Below are 22,347 nucleotides of genomic sequence, written 5' to 3'. Positions count from 1 at the left end.
CTTGGAGCATGATCGTCTACTCTCCGAGTAGGTTTGCAACGTAAGGGGTCACTGATAAATTGCTCAAACCATTTCAGCCGGTCCAGCGCTGGCTGAACTGGACACCAAGAGCCTTTCAAGACCATTTTTTGGGCCCACAACATACATAGCTTGGCCGCCTTCTGGTGAGGTGTTCCTATCGAAGAGCGCAGTTATTCGCGGTGGTACCGGCAGGCGGGACGGGCTTAACAAATTTGCGAATTCCATATGCAACTCCATAGATCTAGCATTGCCGCGATCTTCGGCGGACGACGCGGCGAGCGCTGAGGCTTTCGTCCACCATTCGGCGACAATTTCCGCCGCAGTATGGAAACTGGTCAACACGTAGTACGCAAACGCTGCTTCGTCCGCAGCGCCCTGCCAAGGCCAGTTTCGGGCCTCTTCGCGCAGCGTCAGACGTTGATGTTGCGGGTCCTGAAAGGCGATGACTGATGTAAGTTCTTCGAAGCGCAGGCGCCATAACCAGACGGTTTGCACAAACGGGCATTTATTCAAGGACAACCAGAGAATTTCGCTCCTCAAATTTACTACCTCTGGGCTTGGGCTGAACAGAATCCGTGTTCCTACGCGAGCCTCAAGCCGTTTGAACAAATGGCGGCGGATCGACTTATAAATCGAGCGATGAGGCTCAGCATCAGAGCGGGGAACTACGCGACTCGGTATGCTTGATGCCAATCCCTGACCTCTTGATACCGACAGCGGGCGTTCAGGAATTGCCAATATCTTTCCTTCTATGTCGTTGGCAATGATTCGCGTCAGCACGTTAAAGCTGGCAATCCGTTTCTCGCGCTGTTCGGCTTCGCCAAGCCAAGGCCCGAACCATTCGTCCCATCGGAACCACTCTATCTGGCCACGCTTCAGTTGGAGCAAGAAGCGGACGAGCGGCAGCTGGGCTTCTGCCACCTTTTTATGAAAGTCAGTGCACTTCCAATCGCTAGGATTAAAGCTCCCGCTATACGGCGCACCGCACCCGGGGCAGCAAAACGGGTTATCTATCGCGTCAGCGGTCAATGCATACCGCGAAGTTGGGGACATGCATTTTGGGCACGCAGATAATAGAGGAATTCGGTGTAAAGGGCAGAAAATCAGCGCGTCAATCTGAAAGAGAATGGATTGGTATCCCTGCACAATACATTCTGGGCAGTAGCGGAAATGCATATCTGAGGCCAACCATTGACCCCAGCGGCCGGCATAACGCTCGATGTTCCGCTGTGCGATTAACGCTCCGATCGAAGGCTTCCCGTCGAGTAGTGCGGTTCGAGCCCATGCTGGCACCAGGAAACTCCTGCCATGAATGCGCTGTGAATAGGCTGAGACCAAACTCTTGCCACATATGGAATTTGGAGCACTCGTACGGTCAAGGGCATTTGCCCAAACATACTTCATCGCTAATGTCATTCCGCCTTCATGCGCCCCGGCCCACTCCGTGACCCATGCGATTGGCGTGCATGTGACGTCATGCATCTGCGACCTCATAAAGAATCCTTCTCGGATTCTTCTTCGTTCTTAGCGGGAGCCGCAGCGGCAATGCTCGCCTCCGAAGAATAGGTCACCCCCAAAGTTTGCACAAAGCCGGAGCGCCCAATCGCTCGTTCCCACATTTTCTCCTCACTCCGAAAGCCGGCCCTATCGAATTCAGACTGGGCCATCAGGAAGCGGCGAATTGACGAGGCAACCCATTTCATTCCTATTTGCTTGAACCCCCCATGCGCTCGGGCAGCTTTCTGAAAGCATTCCCAGATCAACCCAGCATCCTTTTCTAGCCGCCAATTGTCCCTAAACGCTAGCGGCATGAAGAATGCACTGTAGCTAACGCCGCTACTTGCGGGATATTCTGAAATCGTCGCATCGTCATAGCATTTTAGTATTTCAATCAGATCGGAAACCGATCCGATTCCCTGAAACTCATATTGGCGCACCATAAATCGCCCGACGAGGTCAGTCCGGCCCGCTTGAAGCAGTGCGGATCGAAGGTTCACCATACTGGGGGCACCGAAGCTGTGGACGAGCAGTAGCACACGTGCGAACAGCGCAAGGTCGTTGGAAATATCGCGCAGAGCGGTAAGCTCCGACTCGTTCCAGTTTTGGGCCTCGTCAACAAACAGGACAATTCGATCGCTACCCCTCGATTCGGCAAGTGTCCACAAAAATCGGATCAGCTTGCTGCGCAGCAAACCCGCCTTGCTGTTGCCGCCCGAGGCGGGCGTACGCGTGCAGCCTTCAAGTAGTTCAGAGTAAAATGTTGCCTCTGTATACCGAGCGTGGCCCTTTGCATTTACGCAGAGCACAGGAACAGCAGGAAAACCTGCGGCCAGTTGATCGGCCAATACCGAGATTGCGAACGTCTTCCCGAAACGCGAGAACGCGACAAAAGAAATACCAGAATCGCGTTCTGCCACTGCTTCCGAGATTTCTAGATACGCGCGTCTTATCGGCGGCGTTGGCAAATAAGCCCTGTCCCCAACCACAGGATGGGAGCCGAGAAGATTGACATCAGCAGCAGTGGGCCTTGCGATACGCACGTCGTCGGAACGAGTCTGCATTGGGTTTTCCTTTTGCACCAAGTTACTTTATAACCGTCTTCCAGACAGGTCTCTTGACCAGCCGTGAGGGGGTTGTGGACGACGGTATTGAAGCCCCTAGAGTCGTGAGGGGCGACGTTGCGTCAGGAACTGACAGACCGGATACGTGGGCGATGTGAGCGACCTGCGTCGCAGATTTCGAGATTTTGTGAGGGTTCTTTCCCGCCCCTGCATATGCAGCGCTGGCGAGGTACGAAAGCGCGGCCTCAATTGGGTCCTGCCCGGCATGAATTGTTAGTTCGCCGGAGTCACGGAGCGAATTAACCAGTTTGCGCATTTCCCGCGTGTGCTTGGTGCGCGACCACCCACCGCTTGCTCTCAGGCTCCCGAGTTCTTCGCCCGAGGAGAAATAGGCACGCACGGTTCGCATATCGCTCTCGTCCATATGGACCAGCAACTCACGATTGATTAGTGCCATTGAGCTGGACAGGAGAGGACTCGTGTAATTGACACGATCAATGCAGATATAAGGCCGCTTTCCTTTTTCCTGGCTCCCCCGAACCGTCTTCCGTTCGACAACGATACCGAGTTCGGGCTGACAAGCAGTCGGCGGAGGCAACGGCCTCGGCAGAAAAGTGGGAGGCGATCCATAAAGATGATCGCGGAGAGCCGAGATGGGTGACCGGTTGCCGAGCGCCTCCGTTGGTGTAACATTGTAGTTCGCAGCGATCACGTCAATAATGTCGAGCAGGACCTCCCATTCAATCCTCGCCTCGACTGCTTTGCGCGCTGGATTCTCCCGCCGTGTATCGTCAGGCCCGGTGCCTGTTGTCGATGGCAAGCGCTGGAATCCATATTTTTCTAGCGTTTGCATAAGCCTTTCCAACACCGCGCGATGATCCCATCTACCGATCGCACCATAGGTTATGAAGCAACCAATTCGCCTGCGAGCTCGCTCCGCGATAGCTTTCGCATAGTGGGCAGCCGCGTTGTCGATGGTAAGCGTAACCCAGCCACGCTCAGCCAATTCTGGAAATACGCCGGACGGCATTCCTGCATTTGGAAGATACGTCATCCCAGGGATTATCAACTGCCGCGGCCGCCAAGTGGTCAGTGCCGACTTCAGGGCAGCCTCTATCGTGCCAGCTGAGCATTCCGTGCGGATACCGACGCTATACCCCAGTATGGCTCGGCACTCGTGTTCGAGCACGGGAACAATCCATAGTCGTTCCATTGGAACCCACTGCGGGCCTGCAGGGCCATTGATACGTACCGTTCCAATACAGTCGAGCTTATGGGCGTCAAGTCCCACTAGATCGAATGGAGCAACAGATTGAATCCTGCGCGGATTCCCAGTGCCAACGCGAAGTCGTGCGGCGGCCTCAGCCCCATAACGTGCATCTGTCCCGGCCGCAACACGGGTCTGGATCAGATCCTGCATGTAACGCTCGACGGAACGGCGCCCTTCCGACTTCGAATTCAGTGGATAGTGTTCCCGGGTCAGGCCAGCCTCCTCGCACATCCTTTTCAAAGTCGCGTGAAGTGACTTGGCTGAGATCCGGGATTCATGGATGACGCCTCGCTTGTTTCTTTTTAGAATTAACGCGTCAAGCTTTTCTTTAATATCGGGGTGCTCCGTAAGAAACGAGGAAAATGCGCCGACGAAGCCCCTGGCACGGCCCGACCGGCCCGTCGGGAGATCGGCATCACGCCGATAGGGCTCGATCCTTCCGCCTTTCAAAATCCCTGCCCATCCCATAATGCTGCCATCCGCAGAGCAAGCAACACAACGATTCAGCGCCCGGATGATTTCTTCCGGTCCGAGGTCTTCTTCTTTACCGATGGCAGTGAGCTGACCAGTGGCGATATAGGCCTCAACCGCCCGCGCGATGCGTGCGAATCGATCGCCCTCTTCCGGAGGAAGCGCGGTACTGTCGACTTGCCGCCACAAGCGCGTATCCCGCAGCTCTTGTGGCAATGTACGAAAAGTCCAGCGACGGATAGGCATAGTTAGCCTCGCGCGCGAAATGTGGTCAACATCGAAATTGGGAATTCGTCCAAGTCGCCTACTAGAGCGCCTCGCTGAATGAGCCGGAACGCCGCAGCGGCGTAGAGCGGAAAAAGATCCCGGGAACCAAGCTCTGCGATATCAGCAAGGGTTGCCGAGCCACGCGGATGAATGAACGCAGCCAGTTCGGTCATGAATGGCGCCAAAGCAGTTCCGCGTGCTGCGCTCATCCAAGCTATCGCCCGCCGCCAATTCCAGAGTCGCATTTCATGCTGGTGAAGACTTGCCTGGTCAAAACACTGGAGCTGCGCACCTGAATGCTCAGCTGCGTCACGAAGCAGAAGTAATTGCGATGGCGTCTCACCGGTCGGTATGATCGGTCCGCTGGAAACATAATGCCACTGAGTAGCGCCGTCGGCATATCGTACGATTGCGTCAAACGCAACGGTTCCTGAAACCGGAACTTTGAGCTCCGGTGAATAATCTACTTCGATCACTGTCGAATCTGCTTCAGTAAGCACGAAGTGGTCGAAACACAGGTCGCTCCGGAGTACCCAGTCCTTATCCATACGCGGACTGTAGACGTAGCACAGAGAGGAAAGCTGGTGGCCGCGCAGCCGATACGCCGCTGCGAGTTTGCCTCGCAGCTGAGTACCTAGCCGGCCAGATGCCTTGGTTCTTTTCACCTATCTTCCTCCACGTTTGGAAGATGGCTACGAACCCGTGTTCGAGCCTCCGCCGTCAATGACAGAGATATCCGGACGACGGCCCTAGTGCATAGTGGCGGTTTTCCGACCGAAGATAACGAACAACTAAGTGACCTTGTAAATACTAATCAAAAAGGGAGATGGCCAGCGCACGATACTCACAACTTTCTGTCGCCGGAGCGTCGATCGCTACAGCAGAGACAGGTTATCTTTCGAACTTGCGTCGAGCTGGTCGAATGCTAGCGTCGAGCCTAGTGCCGCAGGTTCAGCCGGGCCGCTGCTCTGAAACGATTGACCAGTAGAGCCATGATGCGCGTATAGAGGCGCCGCGGCCGGCTTGCCAAAGGTCGAGCATAGTATCCAGACCGTAACTATTGGTGTATCTTGCTGTTTATCAACAGTACAGTAGTCAGGTCAGTCACCATGCATCTCAAGCACATACGTGCAGCGAATTTTCGCGCCTTTGGCGACGGTACCGTCGGCCCAATCCTTGATTGGGAACTTTCCCCAGGACTAAATATTCTCGTTGGCGAAAATGACGCGGGAAAAACTGCAGTAGTCGATGCAATCCGACAGGTTCTCTGGACAACCAGCTACGAATTCATCCGCCTCTTCGAGACCGACTTCCACGTAAGCGGCACAGCCCGGGCGCAGACCCTATTTATTGAGGCGACGCTGGCGGATCTGCATCCTGATCACGAAGCCGCGCTCTTGGAGTGGCTGACCCACGAAGCCGACGGGTCGCTTAGCCTCATCATCCATATACAGGCGCGGTGGATCCCTCCACGGGACAACAAGCGCGGGCGTGTCGATGCCGTGACGCGGTCCGGGCGCAACGGCGCAGGCCCAGAAATTGGAGCATCAGTGCGCGAGCTCATCCGTGCGACCTACTTGCGGCCGCTCCGCGACGCGGAGGCAGAACTTCGCCCAGGCCGGCAGTCGCGCCTTTCGCAGATCCTTGGTGCTCATAAAGGTATCGACGGGCAGGAAAAAAACGACTTTGACGTCAACAAGGCGACCGACGTTCCGAGCAACCTTGTCGGATTAATGGCGTTCACCCAGCACCATCTGGGCAAGCACGAAGTAATCAGGGAAGTCCAAGCGGATATAAACGACAACTATCTCAGCAAATTTGCCTTTGCTGGGAATCACCTGTCGTCGCGTATCCAAATTACTCCCGACCTGTCGCTCCAGCCCATACTCGAAAAGTTTGAGCTGGGCCTTCTGCCTTCCGCTGGCATTCATCCGGACGAGCGATGCATGCGTGGCCTCGGCTACAACAACGTGCTCTTCATGGCCACGGAACTTGTGCTGCTACGGGACGGGGATGAGCTAGGTCTACTGCTGATCGAGGAACCGGAAGCCCATCTTCACCCGCAACTTCAAGAGCGGGTTCAAGAACTGATCGAGCGAAGCGCGTCAAAGCCCGAAGAGGGCAAACGTCGTGTTCAAGTAATCATGACGACACACAGCCCATCGCTTGCGGCCGGTGCGGACATCGCGTGCATGACCCTGGTGCACAAGGCACAACTATTCAGTCTGGCACACGGCAAGACCAAACTGAAGAAGAGCGACTACGATTTTTTGCGACGGTTTATCGATGCAACGAAAGCGAACCTGTTCTTCGCACGGGGCGTCGCCATTGTGGAAGGTCCAGCTGAAGCACTGTTGCTACCCGCGTTAGCGGAGGGGTGCGGACTGTCGTTCAATGAATATGGGATTTCCGTGGTAGACGTCGGTGGGGTCGGACTGTATCACTACGCCCGGATTCTCCAGCGAGCGGATGCGGCCATCCATTTCCCTGTGCCGGTCGTCTGCATTACAGATCGTGACGTCGTGCCGGATGTGGCCGACTACATCACTCCGCCAAAAAACGGGAAAAAGCGCTTCGAAGCCGATTACTCGGCCGACGAAGTGCAAGCGCTGGTGAAGTCAAAAGAGGACCGCGCGCAAGGAGGCAGCACGATCGTCTGCGTCTCTGACCGCTGGACCCTGGAGTATGACCTGGCCCTCTACGGTTGCGGGGAACTTATGCATACGGCCATTTACATGGCTAGGAAAGCGGACACCAAGGGTGAACGTTTAGATGAGGCAGATGAACTGGCCGCAATGGCCGAGGCGCATGATCTGTGGGAAGCGATGGTCGCTGCTGGTCATGACGCCGTGAAACTGGCAGCACTTATATACCAGCCGCTAGCCGAAGGTGACGCGTCGAAGGCAGTCACTGCACAATATGCAGCGCATCTTATAGCCACAGGCAATTACGGACACGGTGAAGTTTTGCTCAAAAAGTTGCCGCCGTATCTACAGCGGGCATTAAACCACCTCACTGGCAAGGAAGACAAGGTAGCTGGAGCATGACAGTTCCGATAATTACTGAACAGGACCTTACAGCGCTAGCAGAGCTCGCACCGGATCTCAGCTTTGATGACCCGGAGCGGCGAGCAGTTCTTCTCGAGAGTCGCTCACGCGACATTAACGCTGCTCCAGGCAGCGGTAAAACGACAGTGCTTGCGGCCAAACTGTTATTGCTAGGCCGCAAATGGAACCAAACAAAACAGGGTGTCTGCGTCCTCAGTCATACGAACGTCGCACGGGAAGAGATCCAACGACGGCTTAACGGAAGTGTGGATGGTAGCGCACTTCTGGCGTACCCCCACTTTGTGGGAACCATTCATGCCTTCGTGAATCAGTTCCTGGCATTGCCGTTCTTACGGAGCAATGGCTATGCAGTCGATTTAATAGACGATGACGTGTTCAGCCGTCGGGCGCTGGCCATCGCAAACTCGAACTGGAGTTTGCGAACGTATATGGAAAAGAATGCTAGCGTTGCCTCGGTGGTAGCCGGACTGGTTTACCGAGGTGCTGATCTGGAGGTGCAAAGTCAAGGTGGGACGCTGCCAAAAGCAGGCTCAAAAACACTTCCATTCATCCTCCGCATCAAGCAGACCCTGACGGAACAAGGTGTGTACCGGTACGAGGACATGTTCGCCTTTGCCGAGCATTTGCTGACCAAGTCTCCGCATCTCAAGGCCCGACTGTCTCGACGCTTCCCTGTCGTATATATTGATGAGATGCAAGACACATCATGGGAGCAGGAGCGATTGCTCAAGTTGATGTTTGACGACACCGTCATCATGCAGCGATACGGAGACATTAACCAACGAATCCTAATCAGCGACGTCGGTGCCGAGGACCTTACTTTTCCTGGCGCAGATGCGCTCCCGATAAGCACGAGTAAACGCTTTGGTCCGGCTATCGCCCGTTCAGTAGCGAGCGCACAGCTAGCGGGCACGCCCGTTGTGGGAGAGGCGGCCGACTACCACCCTCCCCTGCTACTGACCTACTCAACCGAAAACGTACATAAGGTAATCGCAGCGTTTGGCGTCGAGGTACTCAAGCGTTTTAGCGATCCTGCGCTTCGGGCTGGCAACGTCAAAGCGCTCTGTGCGCGAAAACAAGGCGATGCGCAGAAGGCTTTGCCCGGGCGTACGCTTCTGGATTACTGGCCGAGCTTTGCGAATCCGAAGATGACCTCAGGCCCGCGCATGGAGCAATTCTGGCCGCTCATGGAAGGGAGAGGTGTTGCTACCCAAGGGACCAGGATTTTAGCAGACCGCTCAGGTGATATTCGACGCGCCATCCTCATGTCGCTCCGTGCAGCCGGCGCGCACGTCGTCGAGAGTATCAAGGATTCCAGTCAGCTGCTGAGGCAACTGAGCCACGCGGGTTTCGATGGGATGCCTATCCGGCGATTTATTCGGAAGATCGCCCTCGCGGCCGATACAACCGCCACTACCGCTGGACGGACGCAGGTGCTGACAATGCTGTTCGACTCGCTACGAGAGATTTTGCCCGAAGGGATGACATATGCAGACTTCGCAAAATTGCCCGTCCTTGCGGAAGCATCAGCACTCGCGCAGCCGGAAGCTGCCCAAAAAGTCTGCTCAGTGAAGCACGGAGATCGACAGCTTGATGTGCACGTTAATTCTCTCGCATCAATGAAGGGAGAAACACACCTTGCTACGTTGGTGCTCGAGTCCTACGGCTGGCCAGGCAGGCGCTTTGACATCGAAGAAGCCCTGCCGATTATTGCAGGGCTTTCGGTACGAGACCCAAAACTTAAGGAGAGCCATCTTGCACAGTACAGAAATCTGTACGTCGGGATGTCGCGACCGACCAGCTTTCTTTGCTTGGCTGTAAACGCTGAGCGCGTTTCAGACGAATGCAAACAGGCCTTGATTGGTCTTGGCTGGCTCATCGCGCCCGTAACGTAGTCACGGGTGCAGCCCCACCCAACCAGGACCAAACCTGCGCCCTTGATATTGGGCTAAACATCCGAAGGAACGATCTTCCGTTCTTTGCAATAGAACCACTCAGGCCGCACCTGCTGTCGGCGCGGCCGATCTTTGCCGGCTACGGGACGGAACGAGCTGAAATAGCGGACGACATACTCACAAATTTCTGTCGCGCTCCAACTTAATCACACAATTCTGCCGGCGGTTGGCGACAGAATCATGTGAGTGATATCATCCCGTCCCGCCGGTCTCTCCTATGAGGCGACTATAAAAACGCACTCACAACATTCTGTCGGCGGACTTCCGTTGCAAGGAAACGCCCTCCAGGACAGACCACAGATCGAACTTCGCCTAGCACCCGACATCTGCCCTCGGCATCTTTCCCGATCGCCCAGTTCGTCCCGCTTTCGGGCTCGCTTGTGATCGCACATCCCGTATCGATGAAGCCCCGCGCCCCTTTGCGGATGCATGGCGCCAACGCTACCTCGCGCTCCGGGAATCGATGTGCGCATCACGGGCGTCTACGTCCTGTCTGTTGTGCAGCGGCTGAAATCGCGGCGCCAAGCCGACCGGGACGCTGGCTGCTGCGTTCCCATGTCTGGACAACTCGTGCGAACCGTCCAGCCCGGGCCCGTATCGGCGGACAGGCGGCGATCGGGCACGCCTACGCACGATTTCGCCCGTGCAGGAAAGGCTGCCTGCGCGCGTCGACGCAAACGGCGTGGAGGCGCTCGTGATCAGCAGCGGCGAGCACCGAAGCGCGGCTGCGACGATCGGTCGCCGGCAACCTGCCGCAAGGCGCCGCTGCTCTAGCGAGCGCTGGGCTTGGTGCAGGCCTGGGCCTACAGGGTCAGCTGGGCAGCGCCATCAAACGAATCTCCGGCGACGATCCGCTCTCGAGATCGCCAGACTGCCGAACCTAAAGGCGGTGTGCAGTGCGATATGTCTCGTGGACTCGACACGACGGGCCCTGGACAGGGCGCTGATCGACGCCGTGACCGGAGGCAAACCCATCCGGCCGATCCTGGCATGGATTGCCCGGGAGGCTGAAGACCTGTCAACGGAACCACCGCACCTGCCACGGCTGCGTTGCCCCGTGCCGGCATTCAGGCACAGTATTTCAGACGATGACGCCTCATGGAGAACCGTCCCTGGAAGCTTTTGTCATGCCTCTCAAGCCCCCACCTCCCGCAACAGTACACAAGGGTCTTAACTCGACAATACATTCTGTAATCTCGACTTGCATGAGTGTCGCTTCCTGGCAGGAACGGATTCGCCGACGCGGCTCTCGAACCGCACTAGGGAGGCATGACGCGCAAGAATACCAGCCTAGACTGAACTCATGCAGCTCCCTGCTGTGCTCAGCCGCCCGCTGTCGCCAGCTAACGAGACGCGAGCGCAGTGGCCGGCTCGGCCGCATCCCTCTTCCCTCTTTCAGACCTGCACCAGGAGCCCGGTCGTGATTCGATCAGATGATATGTTCGGTACGGGCGAGCACCCCGCTGCAGGCGGACTGCCCTCCCCGCAAGCACCGTCTAGCGCGCGCTTCAGACCTGGGCTGCACAGGCAACGAGACCATTTCTCGATTAAATGGTTGCGTACCCCGCGTTCCCAGTCTTCTTATTTTGACAGGCCTCATCCCTCCCCTGCGCGCTTCCCTCGCACACATTTGCCCACGCGACGATACGCGTCGTGTATCCCGTCCCGCTACCCTCACCGACCGCCGGCTGGCCGCTGTACGTGCCGAGATGAAGCAGGTGGACTGGAGGATCCGCGACCGCGACCGGAATGTGACCTTGCGCCTGTTACGTCCGCGAGAGCTGCCGGCGGCCCATCCGCCGGCAGCTCTCGCCCGCTCTTGGCGGGCGCGCTCCGAGCGCCACGCAGGCTGTGCGTCCATCCGGCGGGGACCTGGCGATGAAGCCCTTGCCTGGTGACTTCGACCTTTCAGAAAGGTCCTAATAGGCTGGCGCCGGCCTCTTGCATGGCAGAACTCGCGATCCAGCCTCGCCGCCCTGCCCGCTCAGCCGAACAGCTTCGCCGCCGTCTTCGCCACCAGTTCGCCCTGGTGCCGCGCCCCGTCCAGTTCGTTCTGGCTGGGCTGGCGCTGGCCCTGGCCGCCGGCGATGGTGCTGGCGCCGTAGGGGCTGGCGCCGGTGATCTCGTCGAGGGTCATCTGGCCGGCGAAGCTGTATGGCAGGCCGACCACGACCATGCCGAAGTGGAGCAGGTTGGTGATGATCGAGAACTGCGTGGTTTCCTGGCCGCCGTGCTGGGTGGCCGTCGAGGTGAAGGCGGCGCCGACCTTGCCGTGCAGGGCGCCGCGCGCCCACAGGCCGCCGGTCTGGTCGAGGAAGGCCGCCATTTGCGAGGGCATGCGGCCGTAGCGGGTCGGTGCGCCGATGACGATGGCGTCGTAATCGGGCAATTCGTCCACCGTGGCAAGCGGCGCCTGCTGGTCGAGCTTGAAATGGGCCTTGCGCGCGATTTCCTCGGGCACCGTCTCCGGCACCCGCTTGACCGTCACCTCCGCCCCACCCGTGCGCGCGCCCTCGGCGATGGCGTTCGCCATCTGCTCGATGTGGCCGTAAGTGGAGTAATACAGCACCAGTACCTTCGCCATGCGACTCTCCTTGGAAATGGATAGTGAAAACGCTGTCGATGCCTGTCGGCAGTGCGCAGTCCGCCTGCGCGCTGTCCTATGCTACCCCGAAGCGCCGGGGCGACCCGTCCCGCTTGGCGCGTGGCTGATTGCCTAGCGCTTGGGGTTCTTCCGGACCGAGGCGATGATCTCGTCGTGCCGCTCGTGGTCGGTCTTGTGCAGGTAGGCGGCAGTGGTGGCGATGTTGGCGTGCCCCGCCGTGTCCTGCAGCGTTTTCAGCTGTACGCCGTTATTGGCGTGGTTGGTCAGCATGCTGTGGCGCAGCCAGTGCACGGACGCGTGGCGCAGGCTGGCCGCGATGTCGGCCTCGCCGGCCCGCTCGGCCGCCGAGGCGGCCTCGGCAAAGACGCCTTTCAGCGCCTCTGCCGCCGCTTCGTCGGTGAGCCGCTTGACCGCGCGGCTGCGCGAGGACAGGACCAGCGGCATGCGGTCGGCGCGCGCGGTATGCGGCGGCAGGCCGTAGGCTTCCCGGTACTGGCGGAAGGCGTCGAGCATGTCGTCCGGCACCGGCAGGCGGCGCGGCTTGTTGCCCTTGCCGAGCACGTCGATCCACCAGCGTCCCCCGCCTTCCGTGTAAATGGCGCCCATGTTCGCGCCGACGATTTCGTTCAGCCGCGCGCCGGTGTGGGCAAAGGCGACCAGCAGGAAGCGGTCGCGCTCGCGCCGCCGCAGCGCCGCCGGCGAGTCCGGCACGCGCGCGGCGACGGTGGCAATCGCCAGTGCAATGGCCTCCGGCGTGAGGTAGCGCGTGATGCGGCTGGCGACGGGCGCGCGCACGTTGCGCACCAGGGCCGCCGGGTTGCGGCGCAGGTAGCCGGTCTGCTCGGCGAACCCAAGCAGGCCCTTGACCGCGATCATGGCCTGGCGCCGGCTGGGGTCCGACAGCGGGCCCGTGAACGGGCGGTAGCGCGGGTCGCTGCGGGGCCACTTGGTCTTCGAGATCCAGTCCGGCGGCGGGTTGCGCAGGAAATCCTTGTAGGCATTCAGGTCGGAGACGTTCAACTGCGCGAGCGATTTCTTTGCTTCCTCGCGGCACCAGGTCAGGAAGCGGTATAGTTCCTTTTCGGTATTCGCAATCGACTTGGCGCTCAGTTCGCCGTTGGCGATGAACTCGCGCGCGATCTCGATGTCGGTCTGGGCTTCGGTGATCGGATCGTCCGCGACACGGAACATCTTGACGTCGAGACGGCCGCTGGGCGCACCGTCCGCGGCGTCGGGAGCGGGCGGCGTGAGGTCGATCGGAAGGAATTTTGTCATGGCTGAAATGCAGACTACTGTATGTTTGTACAGTATAGCATGCCGGCCCGCGCTCATCCATGCCAGTCTTGCGAACATGCCAACCCGGCCTCATCTCCCGTCTCCCACATGACAAGGATCAAGCATGAAACCCTTGCACCTGACACCAACCGACGCCCTGCTCATCGTCGACATGCAGTATGACTTCCTGCCTGGCGGCAGCCTTGGTGTGCCGAAAGGAAACGAAGTCATCGGCCCGATCAACGCCTTGATCCGCCTGTTCCGCGAGCAGGGCTTGCCGGTGTACGCCTCGCGCGACTGGCATCCGGCGAACCACATCTCGTTTGCCGATCGCGGCGGTCCCTGGCCCCCGCATTGCGTCGCGGGCACCCGTGGCGCGGCCTTTTCCGATGAGCTCGAGCTGCCGCCGGATGCGGTCGTCGTGACGAAGGCGGACACGGCCGATGTGGACGCCTATTCCGCCTTCAACGGCACCGGCCTGGCCGAGCGGCTGCGCGCGGGCGGGATCGAACGCGTGGTGGTGTGCGGCCTCGCCACCGACTACTGCGTGCTCAACACCGTGCTGGACGCGCGCACGAACGGCTTCGAGGTCCTGGCCGCCGTTGACGCGATGCGCCCGGTGGACGTGAAACCGGGCGACGGCGAGCGGGCGCTGGCCGAGATGGCCGCGCGCGGGGCGCTGCCGGTGCGGGTCGGGCAGCTCGCGGCCGAGCGCGCCGTGCAATAAAAAACCCGGCCGCGGCGCAGGCCACGGTCGGGTTGATCGAACTGCCCGGCGAACCGGGCTCGCTCCCTTTGATTACGCCTGCTTGCCGTTCAGCTTCGAATGGTGGCGTGCGTAGACGAAGTAGATCACCAGGCCCAGCGCCAGCCAGACCACGAAGGCGACCCAGGTGTGCCAGCTCAGGAAGGACATCAGGGTCAGGCAGAAGAGGATGGCCAGGGCCGGCACGACCGGGACGCCAGGGCAACGGAAGGCGCGCGGCAGGTCAGGACGCTTCTTGCGCAGGATGATGACGGCCAGCGAAACCAGCGAGAACGCGGCCAGGGTGCCGATGTTGACCAGCTCGGCCAGCACGTCCAGCGGTACCACGGCGGCGATCAGGCCGAAGACGATGCCGACCAGCCAGGTGGCAAAGTAAGGGGTGCCGTATTTCGGGTGCACGCTCGAGAGCTTGGCCGGCAGCAGGCCGTCGCGCGACATGGCGTACAGGATGCGGGTCTGGCCGTAGGCCATCACCAGCATCACGGTGCTCATGCCCAGGATCGCGGCCAGGTCGACGAAACCGGCGACCCAGTCCTGGCCGGCGTACTTCAGCGCCAGCGAGACCGGGTGGTCGACGCCCTTGAAGTTCATGAACGGGACGATGCCGGTCATGATCGCCGAGACGATCACGTACAGGACGGTGCAGATGGCCAGCGAACCGATAATGCCGATCGGCAGGTCCTTGGACGGGTTCTTGACTTCCTCGGCGGCCGAGGTCACGGCATCGAAGCCGATGAAGGCGAAGAACACGAGGGCCGCGGCGCTCATCACGCTGCCGGCGCCGAAGGGCATGAACGGCTGCCAGTTGTCAGGCTTGACGTAGCCGACGCCGACGAAAATGAACAGCAGGACGACGCCGGTCTTGATCAGCACCATGATGTTGTTCACGCGCGCCGATTCGCGCACGCCGAGCGACAGCATCCAGGTCAGGACCATCATGATCAGGAAGGCGGGCAGGTTGAACAGGGTGTCCACGCCAGGCTTGGCGCCCGGGGCCGCGCGCAGCGCTTCCGGCAGAATGATGCCGAAACCTTCGAGCAGCGACTGGAAGTAGCCGGACCAGCCCACGGCGACCGTCGAGGTGGCCAGGCCGTATTCGAGCAGCAGGTCCCAGCCGATCATCCAGGCGACGAGTTCGCCCAGGGTGACGTAGGAATAGGTATAGATCGATCCGGCCACCGGCACCGAGGACGCGAATTCCGCGTAGCACAGCGCCGCAAAGCCGCAGGCCACGGCAGCGATGATGAAGGAAAGGGTCAGCGCCGGGCCGGCCGTCACCGCGCCCGTGCCGGTCAGCACGAAGATACCCGTGCCGACAATTGCCCCGATACCCATCAGGATCAGGTCTATCGGTCCGAGGACCTTTTTCAACCCGCCCGGGGCGCGGCTGTCCGCGACCATGGTATCGAGATTTTTCGTCCTAAATAAGCTCACTACGTGTTCTCCTGTTTTTCATTATCGTCCTCCTCCCAGGAAAGGCGCCGGCCTGCCGGTCGACTTTCCCCACTTTGCTGCCGTGCTACCGTCCATCCGCTGGCCCAATGTCCTGCCCTGCGCGCACCGCCCGGCCTCCCAACAATCGGGAAAGCGAATCGGACCCTGGGGAGAGCGCCCGCGATGCCACAAGCGCCGATCGACCTACCCTGTTTGCGTCCGCGTCTTTACGAGCGGGCGCAAAAAGCGATAACAATAAGCCAGCACATCCGCATTATTGCTCCGTCAACCCCTGTTGAGCAAGCACGCCGTACGGCAAGCCGTGCGCGGCCAATTTCAGGGGGACGAACGCGGCCCGGCCGGCAGCTTCCCGGCACGCCGCTGCGAGGCGCGCAGCAGCACCCAGCCGTACAGGAAAAGGTTGATCGCGGCGACGGCGCCGGCAAGCACCAGCTGGACCTCGCGCGTCAGCCCGCCCGGATACAGCAGCCACAGGATGTAGTGCTCGACGAAGCTTTCCGTGTAGCCCTCCAAGCCGGCGCGCAGGCGCAGGGCGTTCTCCAGCCCCGTCAGGGGACAGCCGCGGCCGCTCAGTTCGATGAAGACGCCCCAGGCGGCGGCCGGCAGGTGCAGCCACACGAGGCGCGGCCAGCGCGGCAACAGGAGTGCGCCGAGGACGACGAACAGGACGAAGGCCAGGTGGACCAGCAGGACCAGGGCCGAGGCGAGCGCCCAGGTCATGGCCGGACCCGCCTGGCTGGAGTGCGCGCGCGGCGCAGGGGCTGCTTCACTGGCCTCTCCATGGAAGTGACACACCGATTATGGACCCGTCCGGGCCTGCGGGGGCGCTGGTGTACCATGCGGGTTGTCGCGCCCTGCCCGCTGGCGGCACGGCGCCCATCCTGTACTTGCCTGTTCCAATGGAGGAAAACCCATGTCGCGCCCACGTTTCCTGACGGCCGCCGCCGCAGCCCTGATCGCCCTGCCTGCCCTCGCGGGGGCGGCGCAACCTGTCATCGAGGTCTACAAGACCGCCAGCTGCGGCTGCTGCAAGGGCTGGGTCAAGCACCTCGAGGACAACGGCTTCACGGTCAAGGCGCACGACGTCGAGAACCCGACCGACTACCGCCAGAAGTTCGGCATCCCGCACGCCCTGGGCTCCTGCCACAGCGCGCGCGTCGGCGGCTATGCGATCGAAGGCCATGTGCCGGCGGCCGACATCAAGCGCCTGCTGGGCAGCAAACCGAAGGCGACCGGGCTGGCGGTGCCGGCGATGCCGCTGGGTTCGCCCGGCATGGAAGGACCGCGCAGCGATCCCTACGACGTCCTGCTGGTGCAAAAGGACGGCAAGACGACGGTCTTCAAGCATTACGAGCAGAAGCTCTGAGGGCGCACGCTCCAATCGTGCCGGCACCCGGCGGGGGTATCATCGTCACCAGCTTGCTTACAGGAGATCAGGATGGGAACGAATTCGAACACGACGGGCACCAACCAGGGGAGCGGCCAGCAGGACGCTTCGACCACCATCGGTGTGGGCGGCGCGACCAGCGGCCAGGCCGGCGCCACTCCGGCGCACGAGACCCAGGCGGAAACCGGCGGCAGCGGCGGCGAACAGCTGACGCACAGCCACGGCGAGATCGAGGGCCAGCGCCCCGCCTCCCCGCAGTCCCCCAAGCAGGCGCAGCCGACCGAGAGCGACGTGCAGACCGGCTCTCGCGGATCGCTCGATACCCGCGCCGAGCAAGGCGGGGGCACCGGGACCGGCCTCGGCAGCCCCGAGACCGGCGCCAACCAGTCCCAGGACGACCTGCCGCCGCGCTGAGCTTTACAGCCTGATCCTTACAGCTTGATCATGCCGTGCTCTCCCGGATCGACGTCCGGGGTGGTTCCGGTCACGGCCGCCTTGGCCATCTGGAACAGGCGTACCATCTTGCTGTCGTTCGAGTCCCAGTATTCGGCGCTGTGCGGCGCCACGCGCACCAGCACCACGTGCTCGTCGTCCGGGCCGTGGGGGAACCAGGCCTGCACCATCGGATTCCACAGCGCGCGGATGCGTTCGCGGTCGACCACGCGCTCGGCGGTGCCGCTGATCGACACATACAGGCTGTCGTCGGGCTGGGCGAAACTCACGTTGACTTCGGGCTGGACGGCGATGTTCTGCCACAGCGGGGCATGGATCGAGGTATAGAACCACAGCCCGCCCTGCTCGTCCGTCTCCTGGTTGGTCATCGGATGGCTGATCAGGTGGCCGTGCTGGTCGACGGTGGTAAACATCGCAAAGCGCATCGAGCGGATCTTGTCGGCCAGCGCGGCCGCCTGCGCGGTAGCGTTCGTGGACATGGTTTCTCCTCAAGTTAAGTGAACCCCGATACTAGGACGCTTCGGCCCCCGATTCCGTGCGCAGCCGAACGCTCCAAGGCGCCGCGCCCTACGTCACTGTGCGCGCCACGCCCGGCTCGTAGCGTCCGGGCGCGAGGATGCCCGCCGGGTCGAGCGCGGCCTTGATGCGGGCCACGGTGCGCCAGTAGGTGTCGCCCTCCGGATCGAGCCGGCCCATCGCCTGGTTGCCGACGCGGTAAGGGATGTAGCCGGCGTCCATCATCTTCTGGAATACCTCGTCGTGGCAGGCGCGGGCGCGCGCCGTTTCCTCGGCATCTTCCTTGTCGTAGGCCACCGTCAGCACCCCGCCCAGCGCCCGCTCGTTGATCATGCTGAAGGTGGCGAACAGGTCGAAGCCATGTTTCCAGAACACGGTGCGGGCCAGGTCGTGCACCGCCAGCATGTCGGCGCCGCGCATCGGCAGCACCGGCGACACCCACAGCAGCCCGCAACCGTCGCGCGCCGGGTCGGCGGCCTGCGGGAAGTCCTGCGGCAAGCCGCCGCGCCGCCGCCAGTAGGCGCCGGCCAGGAAGCGGCCGCTGGGCGTGCCGTGGTTCATCCCGAACAGCGACCCGGCGATCTCCAGCCGGGAGCGCAGCCGGCGCCCCATCGCGCTCTCCCCAAACAGGCGGGCCGCGACAGCGCCGATGCGCAGCTTGCGCTCGGTGATGAAGACGGTGCGCGCCGGCGTGCCGCGCAGGGCCCGGCGCAGCGCCGCGCGCGCGGCCGCCACCTGGGCGTGCGAGCCGTACAGGGCGCCGGACACGGTCCAGGCCTGGACCCCGGCCGCGCGGCACATCGCCCCGCGCAGCGCATCGGGCAGGCGGGCGCCCTCGGGCACCCGGGCGCGCGGAAACACGCCGCTGCCGCTCAGGGCGCGCATGTCGTTCCCGATATGCAGGATGCTGCGCAGCGTGCCGTCGAGGCGCAACGGGCGCAGGGCGTCCACGACCGCAGCGATGTCGGCGTGCGCCGGGACGCTGCACAGGAAGTGGTTGACGCACTCGACTTTCGGCATCAGCCAGATCCCCAGCTGGGTAACGATGCCCATGTTCGACTGGGTGAACAGGCCGTCGAGGAAGGGGCCGACCCCGTACTGGAACAGGTGGGCGGTGCGCGCGTTGCGGTAGTGGCCGAAGCCGGTCTTCAGGACCTCGCCGTCGGCCAGCACGATTTCCATGCCCGCCACGTGCTGCAGCCGGTTGCCGTAGGGCGAATGGCCGAAGCCGCGCTCCATGATGTTGCCGACGTAGCTGGTGTCGGGCCCGGCTCCGGTGCAGTCGGCCCACAGCGGCAGGCCGCGTTCCCGCAGATAGCTCGACAGCTGCTGCTGGGTGACCCCGGGCTCGATGACGGCATAGGCCAGCTCCGGGTCGACCTGGACGATCCGGTTCATGCGCGACAGGTCGAGCAGGACCTGGCCGGCGCCTACCGCGCAGGCGTCGCCGTAGCCCCAGTTCCTGCCGGTGCTGATTGGGTAGACGGCGAGCGCATGGCGCGCGGCGATCCTGACCAGCTGCGCGACTTCGCCGGCGCTGCCGGGACGCACCACCGCCAGCGGCAGCACCGGGCGCGCGGCCGTGCTGCGGGCGTAGCGTTCGCGGGTCCGGTCGTCGCTGGCCAGATGCACGGCGCCGACCACGGCCGCCATGGCGGCGAGCGCTTCGTCGACACCGGTATCGCGCTGCAGGTGATGTACATCGTTCAGCTTGCTCATGCGCGTTCTCCCGTCGTACACAGCGCCGCCAGGCGCGCGGTGATTGCCGCTTCGTCGCGCAGCGGGAAGAAATAGGGATAGACGGAACGGCCGGCCCGCTGTTGTGCTTGTTGATCCTCCTGCGGCCCGGTCCGGCCGGCCCATTGCGCGATCTGGGTGCTCATGTGGGCGATGGGCAGGCGCAGCAGCACGGCCGGGGCGCCGACCCGGCTGCAGTGGCGCTCGCCGGCCAGTTCCGTGAAGCCCAGCACCTCCCGGTAAAAGGCGACGTGGCGCGGGTTGACCTCGATGACGTAGTCGGTGCACGCATGCAGCCGGGAGGCGTACAGGTGCGCGATATGCATCAGCGCGGCGAACACGCGTTTGGACATGCCCTTGTCGATGGCCAGGCGCGAGGGCTCGCACAGGCGGCGGCCCTGGGCGCGCAGGGCCGCCAGGCTGTCGCCGAAGTGCGCGTCGGCCGGCAGCAGGCCGTCGCGCTCGAGGCACAGGCTCACCGTGCCGACCAGTTCGCCGGCGGTTTCCGCGTACAGGGTAAAGGTGTTGCCCTCGCGGCGCGTTCCTGCCTCGACCGCATACCCGCGCCAGGCATACATCCGCTGCAGCAGGACGCCGGCGTCGGCGTGGCGCTCGGCCGAGATCGCAAGCCGGACATTGCATACCTGGGAGGCGGGATGGACGGGCTGGGCCGCGCCCGCGGCGGATGGGTGGGCCCGGGGCGCCGCCGGGGCGCTCGCCGGGGCGGCGGTGGGGGTTCGGAAGCTTGCGATCGGCATTTCATCTACCAGCATGGTGTCTCCTTCGAAGATGGCGTCCCGCCGTCATTGGCGAAAACGGTCTAGCTGCAAAACGATCAGCTTCGATTGAGACAAGCCCAGCAGTAGCGCAGTTCCCGCGGTTCTGCACAGATCTTTACCATCTGAATCTAGGTCAAGCTCCGGAGAAATTTGTCACAAGCATTGCGCATTTGATGCGGGGTCTGGGGCGCGTGCGGCACGCAGCGTTGCGTGGATAAATGCGTCGTTTGACAGGTATCAAGGGTCGCACCGTGTCGCCAAATGCGCCGGCGGCGCAGCCATATAATCGCCGGACGGCCTTGCGACCGTGCCGCCGCCGGGCTTTCACTGGCTTTGCCAAGCTTGCTTTTTGAAGCTTCCACCGGAGACTCTGCAATGCTGTTCGTTCGCTCCAGCGGGCCGGGGTTCCCGCCACCTTCGTTCGCTGCGCAGCCATGAAACCCGGCTTCCTTCCTGGCGGACGCGCCTCTCCACCGGACACGCGCCATGGGTAACCGCCCACCCTCCGGCCTGGCCCGCCCGCTCGACGAGCCGCGGCTGGTCGCCCACGTCGTGAACCGGCTCGACGCCCCTGGCGCCGGTCCCGCCCTGCTCGACCTGGTCAAGCATACGCCGGCCGAACGCTACCGCCATGCCGTGCTGTGCCTGCGCGAGCACAGCGTCTTCCATGCGCACTTGCGCGAGCACGGCGTCGAGGTGATCGACCTGCACCGGCGCGAGGGCGCCGATCCCGGCCACTTCCTGCGCATGGTGCGCACCTTGCGCCAGCTGCGTCCCGACCTGGTCCACACCCGCAACCTCGGCGGCCTCGAAGGCCAGCTGGCCGCCGCGCTGGCGGGCGTACGGCTGCGCGTGCACGGCGAATACGGTCGCGACCCTTCGAGCCGCGCCGCCAGGAGCAATCCGCGTTGCTGCGCCCTACTTTGCACCCTTCGTTGCGCCTCGCTTCGCGCCCGGCATTGCGCCACCTGGCCAGCAGCGGCCTGCGCCGTGTCCTGCGGCCGCTGGTCAGCCATTACATCGCCGCCAGCGCGGAACAGGAACGCTGGCTCATCGAACAGGTCGGCGCCGAGCCCTCGCGGGTGTCGCACATCGCGCACGGCGTCGACAGCCTCGAGTTCCATCCGCGCCTGGGGCCGCACGCGGCCGTCGGGCCGGACGGCTTCATGCGCGACGACGCCTTCGTCATCGGCAGCGTCGGGCGCATGGACGACGCCAACAACGACACCACCCTGGTCGAAGCCTTCCTGCGCCTGATCTCCTCGCCGCACCCGGCGCACGCGCGACTACGCCTACTGATCGTCGGCGACGGGCCGATGCGCGCCGAATGCCAGGCCATGCTCGAGCGCGCCGGCGCCAGCCATCGCGCCTGGCTGCCGGGCGAGCGCGCCGACACCGCCCGCCTGCTGCGGGCGATGGACCTGATGGTGCTGCCGGCCATTGCCGAAGGCAGCGGCAAGGTGCTGCTCGAAGCGATGGCGACCGGGCTGCCGGTCGTGGCAACCTCGGTCGGGGTGCACAAGGAACTGGTGCAGCCGGGACTGACGGGCATCCTGGTGCCGCCGATGTCGCCCGATGTCATGGCCGCCGCGATTGCCGATTACTGCCGCATCCCCGAAATGGGTGCGCGCCACGGCGCCCGCGCCCGCGGCCAGGTGATCGCCCATCACAGCCTACCGGCGATGGCGCGCAGCTACCTGGCGGTCTACGACGCGCTGGCCGCCGCCTGAGGCTTTTACTCGTCGATGGATACCGCCGGGC

18 protein-coding genes are annotated in these 22,347 nt (G+C 62.4%); 6 read left to right on the top strand and 12 right to left on the bottom strand.

What is annotated here, in order from left to right; translation table 11 throughout:
• Positions 1-63: 63 nt before the first annotated feature.
• From ACWCIA_RS21640 to ACWCIA_RS21625, 4 genes are all read right to left on the bottom strand, one after another.
• Positions 64-942 carry a hypothetical protein gene (locus tag ACWCIA_RS21640; protein WP_454166550.1) on the bottom strand — a complete coding sequence of 293 codons (879 nt, stop codon included), beginning with the start codon at positions 940-942 and terminating at the stop codon, positions 64-66.
• Positions 943-1,511: 569 nt separating this feature from the next.
• On the bottom strand, positions 1,512-2,582 hold the full coding sequence (locus tag ACWCIA_RS21635; RefSeq protein ID WP_454166549.1) for an ATP-binding protein: 1,071 nt from the start codon (positions 2,580-2,582) through the stop codon (positions 1,512-1,514).
• A gap of 22 nt (positions 2,583-2,604) precedes the next feature.
• Complete coding sequence (locus tag ACWCIA_RS21630; RefSeq protein ID WP_454166548.1) at positions 2,605-4,569, bottom strand: hypothetical protein; 1,965 nt, start codon at positions 4,567-4,569, stop codon at positions 2,605-2,607.
• Between the two features lie 2 nt (positions 4,570-4,571).
• Complete coding sequence (locus tag ACWCIA_RS21625; RefSeq protein WP_454166547.1) at positions 4,572-5,255, bottom strand: hypothetical protein; 684 nt, start codon at positions 5,253-5,255, stop codon at positions 4,572-4,574.
• Between the two features lie 444 nt (positions 5,256-5,699).
• Between ACWCIA_RS21625 and ACWCIA_RS21620 the strand changes: the two genes are divergently transcribed.
• Positions 5,700-7,637, top strand: a complete 1,938-nt coding sequence (locus ACWCIA_RS21620; protein ID WP_454166546.1) for an ATP-dependent nuclease — start codon at positions 5,700-5,702, stop codon at positions 7,635-7,637.
• On the top strand, positions 7,634-9,553 hold the full coding sequence (locus tag ACWCIA_RS21615; RefSeq protein ID WP_454166545.1) for a UvrD-helicase domain-containing protein: 1,920 nt from the start codon (positions 7,634-7,636) through the stop codon (positions 9,551-9,553). Before ACWCIA_RS21620 ends, ACWCIA_RS21615 begins: the two co-directional genes overlap by 4 nt.
• A 2,044-nt stretch (positions 9,554-11,597) precedes the next feature.
• Here the strand turns inward: ACWCIA_RS21615 and wrbA are convergent.
• Together wrbA and ACWCIA_RS21605 are read right to left on the bottom strand one after the other, a co-directional pair.
• Complete coding sequence (gene wrbA / locus ACWCIA_RS21610; RefSeq protein ID WP_454166544.1) at positions 11,598-12,197, bottom strand: NAD(P)H:quinone oxidoreductase; 600 nt, start codon at positions 12,195-12,197, stop codon at positions 11,598-11,600.
• A gap of 132 nt (positions 12,198-12,329) precedes the next feature.
• Positions 12,330-13,493, bottom strand: a complete 1,164-nt coding sequence (locus ACWCIA_RS21605) for a tyrosine-type recombinase/integrase (protein ID WP_454166543.1) — start codon at positions 13,491-13,493, stop codon at positions 12,330-12,332.
• A gap of 124 nt (positions 13,494-13,617) precedes the next feature.
• On the opposite strand from ACWCIA_RS21605, the gene ACWCIA_RS21600 reads away from it, so the two are divergent.
• On the top strand, positions 13,618-14,220 hold the full coding sequence (locus ACWCIA_RS21600) for a nicotinamidase (RefSeq protein ID WP_454166542.1): 603 nt from the start codon (positions 13,618-13,620) through the stop codon (positions 14,218-14,220).
• Positions 14,221-14,292: 72 nt separating this feature from the next.
• On the opposite strand, the gene ACWCIA_RS21595 is transcribed toward ACWCIA_RS21600, so the two are convergent.
• Together ACWCIA_RS21595 and ACWCIA_RS21590 are read right to left on the bottom strand one after the other, a co-directional pair.
• A complete protein-coding gene (locus ACWCIA_RS21595; protein ID WP_454166541.1) occupies positions 14,293-15,693 on the bottom strand; it encodes an amino acid permease in 1,401 nt (466 codons plus the stop codon).
• A gap of 336 nt (positions 15,694-16,029) precedes the next feature.
• A complete protein-coding gene (locus ACWCIA_RS21590) occupies positions 16,030-16,434 on the bottom strand; it encodes a DUF2784 domain-containing protein (protein WP_454166540.1) in 405 nt (134 codons plus the stop codon).
• 193 nt (positions 16,435-16,627) lie between these two features.
• On the opposite strand from ACWCIA_RS21590, the gene ACWCIA_RS21585 reads away from it, so the two are divergent.
• The gene (locus ACWCIA_RS21585) at positions 16,628-17,080 is read left to right on the top strand and encodes a DUF411 domain-containing protein (RefSeq protein WP_454166539.1); all 453 of its coding nucleotides are present in this window, start codon (positions 16,628-16,630) and stop codon (positions 17,078-17,080) included.
• Between the two features lie 72 nt (positions 17,081-17,152).
• Positions 17,153-17,515: a hypothetical protein gene (locus tag ACWCIA_RS21580; RefSeq protein ID WP_454166538.1), complete on the top strand. Its 363-nt coding sequence runs from the start codon at positions 17,153-17,155 to the stop codon at positions 17,513-17,515.
• A 17-nt stretch (positions 17,516-17,532) separates the two neighbouring features.
• Here the strand turns inward: ACWCIA_RS21580 and ACWCIA_RS21575 are convergent, their stop codons facing one another.
• From ACWCIA_RS21575 to ACWCIA_RS21560, 4 genes are all read right to left on the bottom strand, one after another.
• On the bottom strand, positions 17,533-18,033 hold the full coding sequence (locus ACWCIA_RS21575) for a pyridoxamine 5'-phosphate oxidase family protein (RefSeq protein WP_454166537.1): 501 nt from the start codon (positions 18,031-18,033) through the stop codon (positions 17,533-17,535).
• An 88-nt stretch (positions 18,034-18,121) separates the two neighbouring features.
• Positions 18,122-19,789: an FAD-binding oxidoreductase gene (locus ACWCIA_RS21570; RefSeq protein WP_454166536.1), complete on the bottom strand. Its 1,668-nt coding sequence runs from the start codon at positions 19,787-19,789 to the stop codon at positions 18,122-18,124.
• Positions 19,786-20,580 (bottom strand): N-acyl amino acid synthase FeeM domain-containing protein, encoded by a 795-nt coding sequence (locus ACWCIA_RS21565; protein WP_454166535.1) that lies wholly within the window; start codon positions 20,578-20,580, stop codon positions 19,786-19,788. The genes ACWCIA_RS21570 and ACWCIA_RS21565 overlap by 4 nt, the downstream gene beginning before the upstream one ends.
• A 330-nt stretch (positions 20,581-20,910) precedes the next feature.
• Positions 20,911-21,444: a hypothetical protein gene (locus ACWCIA_RS21560; protein ID WP_454166534.1), complete on the bottom strand. Its 534-nt coding sequence runs from the start codon at positions 21,442-21,444 to the stop codon at positions 20,911-20,913.
• A 50-nt stretch (positions 21,445-21,494) separates the two neighbouring features.
• Between ACWCIA_RS21560 and ACWCIA_RS21555 the strand changes: the two genes are divergently transcribed.
• Complete coding sequence (locus ACWCIA_RS21555; protein ID WP_454166533.1) at positions 21,495-22,316, top strand: glycosyltransferase; 822 nt, start codon at positions 21,495-21,497, stop codon at positions 22,314-22,316.
• Positions 22,317-22,347: the final 31 nt, after the last annotated feature.

This window comes from Massilia sp. SYSU DXS3249 (assembly GCF_053668055.1).
The sequence above is the reverse complement of the archived record's forward strand: the minus strand, read 5'-3'. Positions and strand labels throughout refer to the sequence as shown.